Annotated in this window: 1 protein-coding gene and 1 pseudogene; both read right to left on the reverse strand. The window is 68.5% G+C overall.

The genetic code is table 11. The features are described 5' to 3' along the window. Positions 1-482: 482 nt before the first annotated feature. Positions 483-1,559 (reverse strand): IS630 family transposase, encoded by a 1,077-nt coding sequence (locus KDL28_RS40030; protein WP_252446703.1) that lies wholly within the window; start codon positions 1,557-1,559, stop codon positions 483-485. Between the two features lie 87 nt (positions 1,560-1,646). After that, a pseudogene (locus KDL28_RS40035) lies at positions 1,647-1,837 on the reverse strand (IS630 family transposase); the annotation flags it as partial.

Here is a 1,837-nt window from a genome sequence, read left to right on the forward strand (position 1 = left end):
CGCCCTGGCCTGCCCCACAGCCTGGTCGAGCTGGCGCCGACGACACCAACACCGCGCCCGCACCAGCCACTACCAGCGCCAGGAAGCAACCCTCAACTGGCCATAACGATCTACGGCTGGAGTACTACGTCACCCTACGGCGGTGCTGGCCGATGGCCCGCGCGTGTCGCCGATGACGGCATCGGCCCACCCGGGCGGCGTCTGGTCCTCGGTCGGTGGGGGCTCCGAACAGCACCGGAGCGGGCTCCAGTACTTGACTGTCAGGCACTCAGAGGCGGTCGCCGACCTGGTGCTCGACCCGCGTTCGCGCTGGTAGACGGTCCGTTTGCGTCCACGCTCGTCCAGTCCGTCGCGCTTCGGTCGTCACTGAGCCCTTTCCAACCTCCTGCGGCGCGCACCGCACACGACCAGGGCGCCTGCAGGCATGGGCGAAGCGCCGTCCGGGCGCCTTGACTGCCAGGCACTCCGAGGTGGCGGCCAACCTAGTGCCGCGTGCCGGAAGTCGATTGACGGTGGGCTTTCGCGATAACCGTGTCCGCGTCTTTGGTCCAGACGAACGGGTGGCAGAGCTCGTTCCAGCCGTCGATGAACGCGGTGATCGCCTCAACGAGGTCGCGGACCGAGCCGTAGCTGCCGCGGCGGATGGCCTGGCCGGTGATGATCCCGAAGAAGATCTCCACCATGTTCAGCCACGACCCCGAGGTCGGAGTGAAGTGCAGGGTGACGCGCGGGTTGCGGGCCAGCCACGCCTTGACCGCCGGGTGCTTGTGGGTGGCGTAGTTGTCCATCACCAGGTGCAGCTTCCGGCGCGGGTAGGCCCTGGCCACCTGCTTGAGGAAGGTCAGGAACTCCTGGTGGCGGTGTCGGGGCAGACACGCCTGCTCGACCCGCCCGGTCGCGACCTCCAGCGCGGCGAACAGCGTGGTGGTGCCGTGACGGATGTAGTCGTGGGTGGCCTTCTCCGGTAGTCCCGGTCGGATCGGGAGGATCGGCGCGGTCCGGTCCAGGGCTTGGATCTGGGACTTCTCGTCCACGCACAGCACCACCGCCTTCTTCGGCGGATGCAGATACAGGCCAACGACGTCGCGGATCTTGGCGTCGAGTTCGGGGTCGGTGGAGAACTTGAAGGTCTCGGTGCGCCAGGGCTGCAGGTTCCACTTGCGCCAGATCCGGGCCACGGTGGCGAAGGAGATGCCCAGCTCGGCAGCCAGCAGCCGGGCCGACCAGTGCGTGACACCGAGGTGCTCGGGCGGGCGTCCGTCCTCGGTCAGGGTGGCGACCACGACGGCCACGTCGTCGATCTCGGGTGGGCGGCCGCTGCGTTTTTGGTCGTGCAGGAACGTGATGCCGCCGGCGTCGTAGCGGGCCCGCCAGTCCACCACCGTCGGGCGGCTGGTCCCGGTCCGGCGGGCGATCTCGGCGTTGGGCAACCCGTCCGCGGCCAGCAACACGATCCGCGCCCGCAACGCCAGCCCCGCCCGCACCGAACTCGCCCGGGTCAACGCCTCCAGACGTGCCCGATCACCCTCACGCAGCACCAACGGCGCAGCAACCGACATGCCTCATCGTCCCGCACCACCAACCGTAAACAGAGTTACGACACGCGACACTAGGACTGAGCCTGCGTTCGCGCTGCTAGTGGCCCGTCACGCAGCCTTGGCCGGGTAATGGGTCCAGGTCCGGATCGGTGACCCGACCGCGAAGTTGACTTTGGGCTCGGCGTGGATGTTGTGCCAGCGGACGTAGCCGGCGATCGCCGCGTTCTGCTCGGCGTGGCTGCGGTGATCGGTGCCGTTGAGGGCGAAGTAGCGCAGCGCGGCGAACTCGCTCTCGATCC

Origin of the sequence: Pseudonocardia humida (assembly GCF_023898865.1) — a bacterium.
Taxonomy (GTDB): domain Bacteria; phylum Actinomycetota; class Actinomycetes; order Mycobacteriales; family Pseudonocardiaceae; genus Pseudonocardia; species Pseudonocardia humida.

What these genes read in the sequence shown, in the direction of transcription:
- KDL28_RS40030 (WP_252446703.1), bottom strand. Translation starts at nt 1,559, where the DNA reads ATGTCGGTTGCTGCGCCGTTGGTGCTGCGTGAGGGTGATCGGGCACGT.